The sequence below is a fragment of the Nitrosopumilus sp. S4 genome (genome assembly GCF_054515835.1).
Genome location: NZ_CM137258.1, coordinates 1,354,412 through 1,369,934 on the forward strand (window position 1 = coordinate 1,354,412; position 15,523 = coordinate 1,369,934).

11 protein-coding genes are annotated in these 15,523 nt (G+C 34.4%); 5 read left to right on the top strand and 6 right to left on the bottom strand.

The window, feature by feature from the left end:
- Positions 1–9: 9 nt before the first annotated feature.
- The 3 genes from ACX119_RS08055 to ACX119_RS08065 are packed head-to-tail and all read right to left on the bottom strand — an operon-like array spanning position 10 to position 7,400.
- A complete protein-coding gene (locus ACX119_RS08055) occupies positions 10–3,801 on the bottom strand; it encodes a DNA-directed RNA polymerase subunit A' (protein ID WP_459350756.1) in 3,792 nt (1,263 codons plus the stop codon).
- Positions 3,801–7,148 (bottom strand): DNA-directed RNA polymerase subunit B, encoded by a 3,348-nt coding sequence (locus tag ACX119_RS08060; RefSeq protein ID WP_459350757.1) that lies wholly within the window; start codon positions 7,146–7,148, stop codon positions 3,801–3,803. The genes ACX119_RS08055 and ACX119_RS08060 overlap by 1 nt, the downstream gene beginning before the upstream one ends.
- Positions 7,149–7,400 (bottom strand): DNA-directed RNA polymerase subunit H, encoded by a 252-nt coding sequence (locus ACX119_RS08065; RefSeq protein WP_297593997.1) that lies wholly within the window; start codon positions 7,398–7,400, stop codon positions 7,149–7,151. It abuts the gene before it with no gap.
- 178 nt (positions 7,401–7,578) lie between these two features.
- Between ACX119_RS08065 and ACX119_RS08070 the strand changes: the two genes are divergently transcribed.
- The 4 genes from ACX119_RS08070 to ACX119_RS08085 all read left to right on the top strand — a co-directional run bounded on the left by ACX119_RS08070 (position 7,579) and on the right by ACX119_RS08085 (position 11,327).
- Positions 7,579–8,409, top strand: coding sequence for a PEFG-CTERM sorting domain-containing protein (locus ACX119_RS08070; protein ID WP_459350758.1), 831 nt, complete (start codon positions 7,579–7,581; stop codon positions 8,407–8,409).
- A gap of 240 nt (positions 8,410–8,649) precedes the next feature.
- Positions 8,650–9,501 carry a PEFG-CTERM sorting domain-containing protein gene (locus ACX119_RS08075; RefSeq protein ID WP_459350759.1) on the top strand — a complete coding sequence of 284 codons (852 nt, stop codon included), beginning with the start codon at positions 8,650–8,652 and terminating at the stop codon, positions 9,499–9,501.
- 122 nt (positions 9,502–9,623) lie between these two features.
- On the top strand, positions 9,624–10,454 hold the full coding sequence (locus ACX119_RS08080; protein ID WP_459352017.1) for a PEFG-CTERM sorting domain-containing protein: 831 nt from the start codon (positions 9,624–9,626) through the stop codon (positions 10,452–10,454).
- Positions 10,455–10,505: 51 nt separating this feature from the next.
- On the top strand, positions 10,506–11,327 hold the full coding sequence (locus ACX119_RS08085; protein ID WP_459350760.1) for a PEFG-CTERM sorting domain-containing protein: 822 nt from the start codon (positions 10,506–10,508) through the stop codon (positions 11,325–11,327).
- Position 11,328: 1 nt separating this feature from the next.
- Here ACX119_RS08085 and ACX119_RS08090 read toward each other — a convergent pair whose 3' ends face one another.
- The 3 genes from ACX119_RS08090 to larC are packed head-to-tail and all read right to left on the bottom strand — an operon-like array spanning position 11,329 to position 14,506.
- Complete coding sequence (locus ACX119_RS08090) at positions 11,329–12,489, bottom strand: cysteine desulfurase family protein (protein ID WP_459350761.1); 1,161 nt, start codon at positions 12,487–12,489, stop codon at positions 11,329–11,331.
- Entirely contained in the window at positions 12,486–13,283 is a 798-nt protein-coding gene (gene larE, locus ACX119_RS08095; protein WP_459350762.1) for an ATP-dependent sacrificial sulfur transferase LarE, read from the bottom strand. Before larE ends, ACX119_RS08090 begins: the two co-directional genes overlap by 4 nt.
- Before the next feature lie 5 nt (positions 13,284–13,288).
- The gene (gene larC / locus ACX119_RS08100; RefSeq protein WP_459350763.1) at positions 13,289–14,506 is read right to left on the bottom strand and encodes a nickel pincer cofactor biosynthesis protein LarC; all 1,218 of its coding nucleotides are present in this window, start codon (positions 14,504–14,506) and stop codon (positions 13,289–13,291) included.
- A gap of 89 nt (positions 14,507–14,595) precedes the next feature.
- Between larC and ACX119_RS08105 the strand changes: the two genes are divergently transcribed.
- Complete coding sequence (locus tag ACX119_RS08105) at positions 14,596–15,510, top strand: malate dehydrogenase (protein ID WP_459350764.1); 915 nt, start codon at positions 14,596–14,598, stop codon at positions 15,508–15,510.
- The last annotated feature ends 13 nt before the right edge of the window (positions 15,511–15,523 follow it).

Sequence of the window (15,523 nt, forward strand, 5' to 3'; positions counted from 1 at the left end):
TATTATTCCTCATTTTTTCTTACTGACTTGCATGTAAAGATCAACAGTTCCACTTCCGATTGGAATGTTACTTCCGACAATTACATTTTCAGTAATTCCTTTTAGTTGTTCTATTTCACCTCCAAGTGCAGCATGTGCAATTGTAGGTACTGTAATTTCAAATGCAGCTCGTGCTAGAACACTGTCTTTTGTACCAGCAATTCCGTGTCTTCCAATTTGTTGCATATATCCTCGGGAACACATCAAATCAGATACTAACATAATGTATCTATTATCGACTTCTAATCCTTGATCTTCTAGAGTGTGATTTAATTCGTTGATCAATGCATTTCTTGCAGCCTCAATACCTAATGTACCTGCAATTTCAAAGACATTATTTGTGCGTACATTTCTTTTGTCAATGCCTTTGACTTCTAATACTTTGGCAATATTAGAACCAGTTGTCTGAATTACCCATTCATCATCTTTTTGAACTAGTGTGACACGTTCGATATCTGGCACGCCTTTTACAGTTGTGTTAAGAACTTTATTTCTAATTGCAATAACTGTTGCAGTATCAGATTCATCAACTAGTTTCAAAGTAATTAATTCACCAGTAGTTTCAAGTTTGAATTTTTTATTAGAACTAAGTGCTGCTTCAACTTCTGAAATTGAGCATCCTCTTTCTCTTAATCGATTCTCACTTAGAATTAATTTAATTTCAGTAGAATAATCAGTTTCACTTGAAGAAATTAATGCACTAACCTTTGTTTGCAAGACATTACGTGCAACTTCAATAGCTTTTTCTCGATTTTTCTTGGAATCCTCATCAAGATAGATATCCATAGTTGGAGTTACGGGTTTCTTTCTAGCGTCAACTAATTCAATTAATCTTGGAAGACCTAGTGTTACGTTTCGCTCTTTAATTCCTGCAAAGTGGAATGTTCTCAATGTCATCTGAGTACCAGGTTCACCAATAGACTGTGCAGTGATAATTCCTACAGCTTGTCCTGGTTCTACTTGTGCATTATTGTATAATGATAATCCTTTTTTGCATACTGCCTCAACTCCTTCTTTACTGAGATTAGATGCATGTAATGCATCAATAACAAGAGTGGTTAATCTTGGGTTGAAAGTTTTAGTGTATTTCTTTGCAAGAGTGTCAATTTCATCTTTGGTGGCTTTCTTACCTGAGTCAATGATAGTTTGAGATTCGGCTAATCTACTTGCATTGAATGCTTCACCATGATCACTTTTTGCAACATCAATACCGTCTTCACCATAAAGGAATTGAACAATATGCCCATGTGGATCTCTTACTGTTCCATCATATTCTAATCTAATGTGCTCCAAGGCATTGATCAATCTACGTTGCATGTAACCACTTTGTTGTGTTCTAACTGCTGTATCGACTAATCCTTCTCTACCACCCATTGCGTGGAAAAAGAATTCTAGTGCTGAGAGTCCTTCCCGGTAATTTGATTTTACAAATCCGTGAGCGTCTGGATTGTTATCATGCTCTTGATAATGTGGTAATGCACGATTATTGTAACCATCATGTAATCTATTTCCTCTTCTGGATTGTTGACCTAATGCGCCTGCCATCTGACCAACGTTAAGTGAAGAACCTCTTGCACCAGTAGTAGCCATAATTTTTCCAGCATTTGAATCATCTAGAGAATCATTTGCAGTAGAACCAGCTTTGTCTCTTGCTTTTCCTAATTCATTAACAATGTATGCCTCTAATGCTTCTTCAGCTTTCATACCTCTTGTAAGTTTGAGTGTTCCTTTCTTGAATTGATCAGTAAGATCAGCTACAACATCATAAGTACCTTGAATATCAGTTAGAATCTGTTGTCTCTCTTTTTCAGGAACTTCAAGATCACCAAATCCATAACTAAAACCATAATGTGTAATGAACTGTTTTACCATAATTAGAATAGAATTAAGGAAGTTTTTGCCTACGGCATTACCATAGTCTTTAGTAATTCTATGCAACACACTTTCAGGTTCCTCTGCACCAATGGATGTTTTATCAATTACACCACTGATTAACTCACCATTTTTAATTACAACATCTTTAGGAGTTCCTTTTGTACCCTTTGACCATTTTGATGTAAGAACATAGTTGAAGTCTTTAGGAAGGAATAATGAGAATAATTGTTTGCCAGTATATGCAGGACCATCTTTTGTCTTTGTTGCAGGTTTTGGAAGTGGGCCAGTATAACCACCAAGCATTGCATAGTTTGAAAATTCTTGGACAGAAAGTGTAGTATTATCTTTTGTGAGAAGATATGCACCTGTAACAAAGTCTCTTAAAGCACCAATAATTGGACCACCATATCTTGGAGAGATTAATTGATCTTGAACTCTCATGAGAAGAATTGCTTCGGCTCTAGCTTCCTCACTTTGTGGAACATGAAGATTCATTTCATCACCATCAAAGTCAGCGTTGTATGGTGGACAAACTGAAGGATGTAATCTAAAGGTCTTACCTGGAAGGACACGAACATAGTGTGCCATAATTGACATTTGGTGAAGTGAAGGTTGTCTGTTAAACATTACAATATCACCATCTGCAAGATGTCTCTCAATCAAATATCCATTCTCAAGAGTTTCTGCAATTGTAGAACGGTCTTCTACGAAATCTAATCTTATTTTTACACCATCAGGTCTCACAATATAATTAACACCTGGGAATTTTTCAGGTCCATTAATTACGAGTTTTCTCATTCTTTCAATATTCCATTCAGTAACAATTTCAGGAATTGTTAATTTCATTGCAACTTGTTCAGGAACACCAACTTCAGATAAATCCAAGTTTGGATCAGGAGAAATTACAGTACGACTAGAAAAGTCAACTCTCTTTCCAGACAATGATCCTCTAAATCGGCCTTCTTTTCCTTTTAATCTCTGAGTTAATGTTTTGAGAGGACGACCAGAACGATGATGGGCTTGTGGAATTCCAGAAACTTCATTATCAAAATATGTTGTTGAATGGTATTGCAACAAGTCAACCAAATCTTGAACAATTAGTGGTGGAGTTCCAGCTTCCTTACTTTCTTTGAGACGCTGATTAACTCTGATGATATCAACCATTTTGTGTGTCAGATCATCTTCTGAACGAATTCCAGTCTCAAGAATAATTGATGGTCTAACAGTTACAGGCGGTACTGGTAATGCTTGTAGAATAAACCATTCAGGTCTTGCAGTAATTGGATCATATGATAGTAATTCTAAATCTTCATCTAATATTTGTGAGAATCTTTCTCTAATTGTAATTGGGAGTAATCTATGTTCACCAATTTCTGTTTTCTCAACGAAGATAGTAGGTTTTGTAAAAATTAATTCATACTGTGTTTTTCCACAGTGTGGACATTCTTTTGCTTTTTTAGCTTTTTCAATAATTTGTTCTGGAATACGTTTTTGAGAAATTACAGTGTAAGCAGCATGTTTATCTTTAATTTTTTTAAATGCATCTAAATCTTCTTGAGGAACTTTTAGTCTTGCACAAGAACGACAGGTAGATTGCAATAATTTGTAAATATTATCAATAAATGCAATGTGTAATATTGGCTCTGCTAGCTCAATATGTCCAAAATGTCCTGGACATCTTGCTGCAGTATTTCCACAGGTTAAGCATTTTTGTCCGGGTTCAAGTGTTCCAAGTCTTCCATCCATAAGACCCCCTTGAACTGGCATTCCATCTTCATCATAAGTTTCAGGAGCAGTAATTTCAGCAACAGAATATTTTCTAATCTCAGTTGGAGACCATACAGAAAAACGAATTCCATCTATTGCTTTAATTGCTTGAACAGACATCAGATTTTCTCCTTGATTAACAATCGTGGTGCGACATTAAGACTTTGCATTTCTTGTAATAATAGTTTGAATGCATATGCAACTGACACTGATGAAACTTTGGCTTTATCACCACAAACTCTGCATACATAACGTCTTTGTTTAACATCATGGTATGCAACAAGACCACATCTTTCACATACAAAAATATCTGACTTATCAGATTCATCAAGCAATCTATCTTTGAGTATCATTGAAGCACCATATGCAATTAAGCAGTCTCTTTCCATTTCACCAAATCTAAGTCCACCACCTCTTGCTCTTCCTTCCGTGGGTTGTTTTGTTAACATCTGGACTTGTCCACGTGCTCTTGCATGTATTTTATCTGCAACCATGTGGTGTAGTTTTTGGTAGTACACAACTCCAATGAAGACATGTACTGGGAAAGATTTACCAGTTCTTCCATCATACATTATTTCTTTACCTGAATATTCAAAACCATGTGCATCCATTACTTCTTTAACTTCATCCATTTTTTCTCCAACAAATGCAGAACCATCAAATCTTTTACCACGTAGAGCTGCTGCTTTTCCGCAAATTGATTCCATCATCATTCCAACAGTCATTCTAGAAGGGAAAGCATGCGGATTAATCAAAACATCAGGAGACATTCCATTTGCAGTATATGGTAAATCTTCTGCTTTAGCTAAAATTCCAAGAACTCCTTTCTGTCCATGTCTTGATGCAAATTTGTCACCAATTTCAGGAATTCTCATATCTCTGGCTCTAATCTTGTACATTTTTCCTCCTTCATTAGATTGAGTCATCACAACGGTATCTACAACTCCAGTTTCAGAAGGTCTTACACCAATGGATGTATCTCTTCTGTAAGGACCAGTTGATTCAAACTCTCTATATTCTTCCATAAATCTTGGTGGACTAGTTTTGCCAATCAAAATATCTCCACCCTTAACTGGAGCCTCTGATGCTACTACTCCATCTTCTTCAAGTAATCGGTATGCACGTTCACCTTTGTAACCTCTAATGTTATCTTCTGCATTTGGAATTTCAAAATTATCACGCATTCCACCTGGATATTGTTTAGCTTCTGCATCATAGATTCTATAGAAGAATGTTCTACCTAATCCCCTATCAACCGAAGACTTGCTAAGAACAATTGCGTCTTCAATATTGTAACCATCAAATGGTAATACTGCTACAATACAATTCTGACCAGCAGGCCTATCTTCTAATCCCAATAATTTCATTGCTTTAGTATTAACAATTGGAACCTGAGGATATAGCATAAAGTGCTGTCTTACATAGGTACTAGTATTCATCATAGGTGTTGAGAAACCAAGACTTTGTTTTGCCATAGCAGACTCGTATGTATTTCTTGGAGATTGATTATGTTCAGGATATGGAATGATTGAAGCCCCTGCACCAAGAATTGCTGGTGGGAAAACTTCAAGATGAGTATGTTTCTTTGTATCTTTTTCATCTAGTGTAACATAACAATTTTCTTCTTCATTTGCATCAATTAATTCTAAAACTCCCATTCTCAAAAGATCAGTCCATGAAAGTAATTTTTTAGAAATCTTATCTAATAATTCTGAGGTCAACAAAGCTTTGTTGTCTTTGATAATTATCAATGGTCGTAAAACACGGCCAGCATTACAATTAACATAAAGTCGTCTAGTTGAGCCTTCAATTTCTGATTTATGGAAAGAGACTCCAACGTGAGGATGGATTTTTGAGTTTCTTCTAAGTTCTCTTAAAGATTCTGCAAGTTGTTCACCATCTTTAAAATAACCAATTAGTCTTCCATCAACAAAAATTCTTGTTCCGTCTTTTTTCAAATCTTCTTTAGCATCAAAAAAGTGAACTGTTCCAAGATCATATAGTTTTTCAACAATTTCTTCAGAGGGCACATTAACGGAGATGATTCCAGATAATGCAAGATTTTTCACCAAACCACAGTTTGAGCCTTCAGGAGTTTCACTTGGACAAATTCTTCCAAAGTGAGTTGCATGTAAATCTCTTGCCTCAAAGTTTGGTTGAGTTCTGCTAAGTGGAGATTGAATTCTTCTAAGATGACTAATAGTTGAGAGATAGTTTGTTCTATCAAGTAGTTGAGTTACACCGACTCTACCCCTTCCCCAGTTTCCTGTGGCAATTGCATTATTGAGTTTATCAGTAATAATTCCAGGTCTAATTGCAGCAGCAACAGCATTAATTCCACGCTTTTGTCCAGATCTTTCTAATTGGTATTTCATATCTCTTACAAGATTTCTAAATGCAGTTCTAAACAGATCTGCTAACATTTGTCCTGCAAATTTGATGACTTTATTTCCATAGTGGTCTTTGTCGTCAGGCCTAATCCAACCAAGTTTTAATTCTAATAATTTACATGCTGCTTCCCCTAGGAATTGTGCTTTTTCTTTTCTATTTTCAGGATGCTTGCCCAAGTGAGGTAATAGTCCCCAATCAAGTAGTGTTTCAGCTCTCTTAATTTGGAATTCTTCAAGCATTCCAGGTGCAATTCTTTTACTGATGTAAACAATTGCATCTTTTGAAGTTGGAACATCACCGGCTTTCTCAAATGAACCTTCTAATTCATTTTGAAGATCATCAACAAGTGAAACTGCAGCTGCAATTTCTCTATCAGATTCTAATCCAAGTGCTCTCATTAGGGTAACAACTGGAATATCAACAGGAGAGCCTGGAATTCTTGCAACAATTAATCCATCATTTTTCATTACCAGTTCTAGTTTTGCACGATAACCAACAATAGATGAATAGACTTTAGCTTTGAAAACAATATTTCCACCAACAGTTTCTCTATCAACAATAATTTTGTTATATGATAAATCTTCTAATCCTACAATGACTCTCTCAGAACCATTAATGATAAAGTAACCACCAGGATCATTTGGATCTTCACCATGTTCAACTAATTTTTGAGTAGAAAAGTTATGCAAGATACATGCATTGGACTTTGCCATTACAGGTACATCACCAATATGTACAAATCTTGATTCCAAAATTTTTCCATCTTCAACAACACTTGCCTCCATCATCACAGGTGCTGAATATGAAACATTTCTCAATCTAGCTTCAGCTGGAGTGATATGAGTGATTGAACCATCAAGTTCCATCATTCTTGGTTGTTGTAATTTTACTTTTCCTAGTTGAATTTTGTATGGATATTCTGCGTTTTCAATATCAATTTGTCCCACTTCATTGATAATACTTTGAAGGCCTTTTTCTAAAAACTCATCAAAAGAATTAAGATGCTGTCTTGCAATGCCTTCTCGTTTTAAGATATCTTGGATTACTGGCCAACGTTTTGTTGAAGGATCTGCCATCTAAATTTCCACCACGTATCTATAATAGAGACTTTCACCAGCAGTTGGGCTTTTTCTAGTGATTTTAATTACATCACCTGGTTTAACACCCAATCCCAATATTGCAGGATCGTTTACAAAGATTAATGGTAATTCAGTAGGTTTACAATTATATTTTTTTAGAATTTCCTCTGCTTCTTGTTTTGTAATAATTTCATGTTTTGGAACATAGATATGATCAGGCACCAATACTTGATTTTTCTTAGTTGCCATCTACAAAACCTCCAGATCGAACATTAAATGTAACAGCAAATAATACACACAAACTGTAAAAAATTCACGCTCAGGTTAATATATATCTAATCTGAAATTCGTTAAACGCTGTGTTTTTTCTCGTTTGTCAACAAATTTTTTCACAACCTTAAATAAGATAAATTCAGGCGTAAGATTGATGAAAACTCATCTATCGGTGTTTGCCTTATCTGCAATCTTAATTGTAAGTATTGGTATGGCACCAGCATTTGGACAAATACAAAGTTCGATTGTTGTTACTACAGATAAAACATCCTATTCAGAGGGTGAAACAATCATGGTAACAGGTCAAGTAAAAGAACTGTATTCTGGAATCCCAGTTAGTGTAATAGTCAAGGCTCCTAATGGAAACTTAGTATCAATTGCACAAGTAACAGTTGGTGCTGATAAAAAATTCAGTACTGAAATTACTGCAGGAGGATCTTTGATGAAGGCAGCTGGAACATACACAGTTACAGTTCAATACGGAACCGAGAATCGTTCAGCAACAACAGAATTTGAATTTGGTGGTTCTACAACTACACCACCAACAAAGGGTCCTATAACCGGCAAAACAATAGCAGTTGAAGGTTCTAGTGATTTAATAGGATATACAATCACAGGCGGTAAATTACTTAGTGTAATGCCTGATGTGGATGCAAATTCACTGATCATATCTATTGATGCCACTAGTGATGGAATATTGACTCTAACAATTCCAAGATCTGTAATGGATGCAACAATCAATGGTGAAGATGATGACTTCTTTGTCTTAATTGACGGAGAAGAGGTAAACTTTGATGAAACAACAACATCAAAAGACAGAACACTCACCATAGCATTCCCAGTAGGGGCTGAAGAAATCGAAATAATTGGAACATTTGTAGTCCCAGAATTTGGTACAATTGCAGCCATGATTCTAGCAGTAGCAATTATCTCAATAATTGCAATCTCTGCAAAGTCAAGACTTAGCATTATTCCAAGATACTAAATTTCATCTTTTTTCTATTTTTAAGTCCCCAATCTCAGATTTACATAAATTTAATTCAAAATGAAATCTCTAAAATCAATATATTTTTGAAACATTTGCCAGGTTGCCTTACCGATGAATTAAAGTATGAATCAATAGATCGGAATAAAAATGGGTAAATATCTGATCGAGGATAGGTAATGATGAAAATATTCTTTTTAAATATACATAAATACCAAAAGATTGTTGGGTTGAAATAGGATGAATTTTAAACGTTCAACAACATCAATGGCAATAGCCCTTTTGGCACTGTCATTAATTTCAATGACCTCAATTCAACAAGATGCTTCTGCTGCTGTTCAAGGAATGGCTGTTACGGTAACAGCTGATAGAAATTCAGATACAATCACCTTAACAGGAACAACAATTTCAAAAATGAATGATGTCACATTTAGAGTGACATCTCCAAGTGGAAACAATGTAGTTGCCATTGGTCAGGTATCACCTGATGATAATGGTGATTTTAGAACCCAATTCAAAATTGGTCCAACATGGACTGAGAATGGATTCTATACAATCAAAGCAATGCAACAAAATTCATTGTATTCATTAAAAGTACTTGTTGAAGTAGCAAATGGAATGGCAAAAAAGACATCTGTAACTGAGTCTAATTTAGAAACAGGAATCTACAAGCCATACACTCCAAATGTTGCAAAAGATGCAGGACTAGAACTTTATGCAGATGCAGTATTGGGATCTACAACTATTGAGATTTCAGGAACAACTGATAGAGTTAGTCAAGATATCACTTTGACAGTAACAGCACCAAATGGAAATAAAGTATCAGTAGGTCAAGTATCACCAATGCTTAATGGAGAATTTACTACTACAATCACTACAGGTGGACCTCTTTGGAAACAAGATGGATTTTACACTGTAACTGGAAAGCAATTTGACGATCCAAAATATACTGCTTCAGCTCAAGTAGACATTAGAGAAGGAGTAGTAGTACCAGAATTTGGAACAATTGCAGCCATGATTCTAGCAGTAGCAATTATCTCAATAATTGCAATCTCTGCAAAGTCAAGACTTAGCATTATTCCAAGATACTAAGTTCACAACTTTTTTCTCTTTTTAAATATACATAAATAGAGACAGATGCAAGTCGCAATAAGATGAACAGCCGTACGTCGTTCGCGCTACTAGCCCTTTTGACTGCAGTCGGTACTTTAACCGTGTCATCAGCATATGCTGCTGAAAGCAATAATTTGCCACCAGCATGTGTACAATGTGATCCAGAAAGTGCAAAAACATCAGCTAAAGAAGCTTTGATGAAATCAATTCCAATATCAGTTTGGACAGATAAAGCAGAATACGGACACAATGATATGATTAAAGTAATGGGCCAAGTGGCAAACAAAGCCTCGGGATTTTCAGTTACAGTAACTGTTGTAAGTCCATTGAACTCCATTGTTACAATTGACCAAGTCAGTGTAGCAGATAATGGTAGTTTTGAGACTAAACTTAACACAGCAGGTGCTTTATGGAAATACGACGGTACCTACACCATTAAAGTAAACTATGGAAATACTGAAAAAAGTAACAAAGTCCAAGTTGAATTAATTGGTGGAGAAGCAATGGTAAAACCAACAACACCAAGTGTAACATGTGGTACAAACGAAATTACTGCAAGTGGTAAATGTATACCATACAGCATTACAGGTGGAACAGTAACCAGTGCAAAAATCAATACTAATGACAAATCAATAGTCATTAGCATCAACGCTAAAGATGATGGAACCTTAACAGTAACCCCAGCAAAATCAGTCCAAGACGGTATCTTCATGGTACTTGTTGACGGAGAAGAATGGGATGATGTTCAAATTGATAAGGTTACAAACAAAGTAACAATCATGTTCCTAGCAGGCGCTGAGAAAATTGAAATCATTGGTACCTTTGTAGTCCCAGAATTTGGTACAATTGCAGCCATGATTCTAGCAGTAGCAATTATCTCAATAATTGCAATCTCTGCAAAGTCAAGACTTAGCATCATACCAAGATACTAAAATCACAACTTTTTTCATTTTTTCATTTTTAATAGTAAAGGAAATATACAAATGTGTATTTCAAACGTTGTGGATTCTAGAATAGTTTACGGAATAATTTCTTTGCTGATAATTTCTACTGGAACATCATTTGCACAAGAATCTCTAATCTCAGTTCAAACAGATGATCACATTTATGATGAAGGAGACACAATAATTATTTCTGGAATTGTTTCAACCAAAGTTGGCGATACACCTGTAACATTACAATTGTTTTCTCAAGGGAATCTAGTAGACATTGCTCAAATTAGCGTTGCAAAAGATGGAACTTACTCACACACAGTTCTTGCAGAAGGTCCTCTTTGGAAAAATGCTGGAGAATACACGGTTAGAGTCTCATATGGAGAAGGAAATATAGCAGAAGTGGAATTTGATTATAGTCCAAAATCAGAATCATTTACAACTACAGAAATTTTTGAAGTAGATGCTGGAAATCAAGGTACATTTGACGTAGAATATAGTATCAAGGGAGGAACTGTAATTGATATGATAGTTGATTCAGATATTTTTGCATTAATAGTTCAGATAGATGCCACAGATAAGGGAACCATAACATTAGATTTACCCAGAGAGTTCATAGGAGCTGAAAAACAAGATGGCAAAGATGATGCATTTATCATATTAATTGATGGGATAGAAGTACCATATCAGGAATCAGTTGTACATGCAGATTCTAGAATAATCACCATAAATTTTGAACAAGATGATTCAGATGTTGAAGTTATAGGAACCTATGTAGTTCCAGAATTTGGAACTATTGTCCTAATAGTCCTAACCATAGGAATTTTATCAACAATCATAATTTCTAGAAACAAATTACAAATAAATTATTAATTCAAACAAAAGAATATTTCTCTTTAAAGGGAGAAACTGCACGTAACTCAATAATAATTTTTTTTAGAGTATCAACTGTTTGATCAATTTCCTTTTGAGTATTGTAGATTCCAATAGTCAATCTTAGAGAACCTGTGATTTGTTCATGAGAAAATCCCATTGCCTGTAATACATGAGATGCTTTTTGTGTATTTACAGAACACGCAGAGCCTGTAGATGCTGCAATTCCATACTCATCAAGTTTTATAATAAGATCTTCTCCATTTACACCAAGAAAAGTGAAATGAATATTATGAGGCAATCTTAATTGAGGATGCCCATTTAATGTAACTTGAGGAATTTCATCAGATATCTTTTGAATTAATGATTCTTGAAGATTTTTAATGTATGAAAAATTTTCATGTAAATTTTTCATTGCAATTTCACATGCCATTCCAAATCCAACAATATTTGCAACATTTTCAGTTCCTGAACGCAATCCATTTTCCTGACCCCCTCCCAAAATGAATGGGTGTATGTCAAGTCCATTTTTGATATACAAAGCACCAACGCCTTTAGGCCCATAGAGCTTATGAGATGAGATCGAGAGTAAATCTATTCCTAATTCTTTTACATCAATGGGAATTTTACCTACAGCTTGTACAGCATCAGTATGAAAAGGAATTTTATATTCTTGGCATATTTTCGAAATTTCTGAAATTGGTTGTATTGTACCAACTTCATTATTGCCAAACATTATGGAAACAAGCGAGGTTTTCTCAGAAATTGAATTTTTTAATTCATCAATATCAACTAGACCAAAAGTATCCACAGGAAGATAAACCACTTCAAATCCATTTTCAGATAATTCTTTACAGGGTTCTAAAATAGCATCATGTTCAATAGAAGAGGTAATTATTTGAGATGAGGGTTTTTTTAAGACAATTCCCTTCAATGCTGTGTTATTTGATTCAGTTCCACCAGAGGTTAGAAGAATTTCAGAAGGATCAGCATTAATTAACAAAGCAATTTGTTTTCGTGCTTTCTCAATTGCTTTATGAGCTAGTCTACCATATCGATGTATTGATGATGGGTTTCCATATTGTTCTTTAAGATAGGGCAACATTGAAGTCAAAACATCCTCATGAATTTGAGTAGATGCGGCATTATCCAAATATATCAATCTGTAATCACATTAATTTTTCCTGGTGAATAACCTTCTTGATCAATTTCTACATTTGAGAATCCAATCATTTTTAATTTCTCAGTTAAATGGTTCATAATATTTATATCAAAAATAGAGATCATTTCTTTTTCTACTTCTATTTTTGCAGAACCATTAAGATCACGGACTCTAACTTGTTTAACTTTTGTAAGTTGTTTTACAATGATTTCACCGTATTCAATTCTAGCTAATTTTTCTGCAGTAACTTGTTGCCCCCATGGAACTCGTGATGCTAAACAAGAGTTCGAAGGCTTGTCAAAAACAGACAATCCAATCTTTTTTGCTGAATCTCTAATTTCAGTTTTGGAAAAATTGGTTTCTACAAGAGGACTTCTAACACCATTTTGTTTTAGGGCCTCAATTCCAGGCCTATATTCACCTAAATCATCAATATTGGTTCCATCCACAATCAATTGTACATCATGTTCTCGAGCAAAATGTATCAAATGTGAACTCAATTCCATCCTACAATGAAAACAACGATCGGGGGCATTTTTTGTGAATTCTTCATTTTCTAATTCATCATAATCCAAAAGAAATTGTTTAATGCCTATCTCCGAGCAAATTTGTTTAGAAGTATCTAATTCCTCTTTTGACAACGTTTTGTAATCTGCAGTTACAGCAATAGCTAATTCTCCTAATTTTTGAAAAGCTGCATAGGCAACTAGAGCACTATCAACACCTCCAGATAAAGCAATAAGGACTTTATTTTTGCCATCAAACCAATTTACAAGTTCATCAATCTTTGACATTGTTATCACTCTAGTTTTTCAATTTTCTTTCTTAATAATGACTCGGTCTCTTTAATGGATTTATCAATAGTGTTAGAGATTTTTTTCAAATCATCGAATTCAATTTTAAAATCTGTTTTGCCTTTAAATGTAGATTTTTTAAAGTGTACTTCAAAAGTTTTCTCATTTAATGTCAAGGAAACACTATCTGAAATTCGAGGTACAATAAATCTATTAGATTCAGAAATTCTTATTCCAAGTGTACCAGTTTCAATAACTAGAATATCAACTAAATCATCAATTCTCTCTGAATCACAGATTACCGAGACAAGATTTGTTGGTCTACCTTTCTTTGTAATTCCATGGTAAATTGAAACATCCTTTGCACCTTTGTCCATTAGTTTTTCAATTAAATTACCTAAGATTTCTCCTGAAACATCATCAACATTTGTTTCTAAAACCTTTACTGAATCAATTTCAAATTCATTCTCAGTACCTCGTACAATTTTTAAGACATTAGAAAATAAATCAAAATTTTTCTGTCCTGCACCATACCCTATTGAGTCTATTTTCATTTTAGGATAATATTCTATAGGAGTATTTGTTAAATTAACTAAAATACAGGCACCTGTTGGAGTAGCAAGTTCTTCATTTGCAGAATTTCCTTTAATGATTAGATTGGATTTTTTAAAAATTTCAAGAACAGCACTAGCTGGATTAGACATTGTTCCATGAGAAAATGTCACAGTTCCAGAACCAACAGACACAGGCAGAGAAACAATTTTTTCATCAAATAAATTCAAATCCTCTAATGCAATTGTGATTCCAACAATATCTACAAGAGTATCAATACTTGATGCCTCGTGAAAATGCACAGAATCTTCAGAGATGCCATGAATTATGGATTCAGATGTAATCAGAGTAAAAATGCAGGAATTAGCAAATTTTTTTGCCTTATCTGATAACCCTAAAGAATCAATTGATTTATCAATTGCTTGTTTAATTTCAAACCCTTTTCTTTCATGAACATTATCGATAAAATCTAAAATTAATTCTAAAGCTTCAATTCCATTTTTTTGAATTTTTCTAAATTCAATTTTATTAATTGATGAATTTGGAAAGAATTTCTCAGAGTTTTTAATTCCAGAAATAATTTTATTTTTATCAGCACCCAAATCTACTAAGGAACATAGTAACATATCACCTGAAATCCCTGCAATTTGAGGATCAATTACTAATACCATAATTAAAAAAGATCAAAAATGCTTATAAATTCGCCTAATATGAGTTGGATTTCATTAGATTTAATTATTGAAAATTAACAGCGGTTTGCATGATTACAATAATTGGTTCTGGCAAAGTTGGCGGAGATGCCGCTTTATTTTCTGCATTAAAAAGATTGGATGATCAAATATTACTTCTAGATGTTGCTGAAGGACTTCCTCAAGGCGAGGCAATGGATATCAATCATATGTTATCAGAACAAGGAATAGATGTAGAAGTAAAAGGTTCAAACGATTTTGCAGATATGAAGGGATCAAATATTGTTGTAGTAGTTGCAGGGTCTGGAAGAAAACCGGGAATGACAAGAATGGATTTGCTAAAAATTAATGCTTCAATTGTAAAGAGTGTTGTAGAAAATATAAAAAAATATGCAGATGACTCTATGATTATTCCAGTTACTAATCCTCTGGATCCAATGGCATACATTACTTACAAGGTATCAGGTTTTGATAGAAGTAGAGTTTTTGGAATGGGAGGAATGCTAGATTTATCTAGATTCAGACAGTTTATTCATGAAGCAACTGGTCACTCACGCGATTCTATTAGAGCCCTTGTTATCGGAGAACATGGGGAAAACATGTTACCATTACCAAGATTTTCTTCAGTTTCTGGAATTCCTTTATCCTCTTTTCTACCAAAAGAAAAATTAGATGAACTAATTTTAAACACCAAACAAGTTGCTGCAAAAGTTATTGAATTAAAGGGCGCCACAGTACATGCCCCAGGCAATGCAATTTCAGCAATTATAGAATCAGTAGTAAGAGATAGAAAACAAGTCATTCCAGTTGCTACATATCTAGATGGAGAATACGGTCATTCAGATGTGACAATTGGTGTGCCAGCAGTTATTGGTAAAAAAGGTGTAGAAAAAATTATAGAGTTGGATCTAAATGACGAAGAAAAACAAGTTTTTGACAAAGCAGTTGACAGTGTAAAGAATGCAATTTCAGGAATAGAAATCTAAGCATTTTTTTATA